Annotated in this window: 1 protein-coding gene; it reads right to left on the reverse strand. The window is 44.8% G+C overall.

All coding sequences use genetic code 11. The features are described from left to right. A partial coding sequence (locus R7040_RS30275) for a helicase-related protein (protein ID WP_318098165.1) occupies nucleotides 1-507 on the reverse strand: 507 nt, incomplete at both ends.

The following is a 507-nucleotide window of genomic DNA, read 5'->3' on the forward strand; positions in this document are numbered from 1 at the left end:
ATCAGCGAACAGTTCAGTCGCCTTTTTAAAGTCGAGAATGGTAAACCACAGCTTTCCGTAACGATCATCAATACGAGTACCGCGCCCGATGATCTGCTTAAACTTAGTCATCGACTGAATGCCCTGGTCAAGAACAACCAGTTTACACGTTTTTGCATCGACACCTGTTGTCATAAGTTCTGAGGTGGTTGCGATAACAGGGTAAGCCTTTTTGGGGTTGATGAAGCTATCAAGCTGAGCTTTGCCGATTTCATCATCACCTGTAATTTTCATTACGTATTTTTCATTCTTAGCAACTTGCTCAGGGTTGCAGTTGATTAGTGCTCGACGCATACGCTCTGCGTGGTCAATGTCATTACAGAACACAATGGTCTTCGCCATCGGGTCGGTGCGTTTGAGGTAGCTGGTGATGGTCTGTGCAACAAGTTCTGTTCGCTCATCGATGACCATAGTTCTGTCGAAGTCTTTCTGGTTATAGATCCTGTCTTCGATAACTTCACCATGTTT

The sequence above is a fragment of the Vibrio sp. 1069 genome (assembly GCF_033340555.1).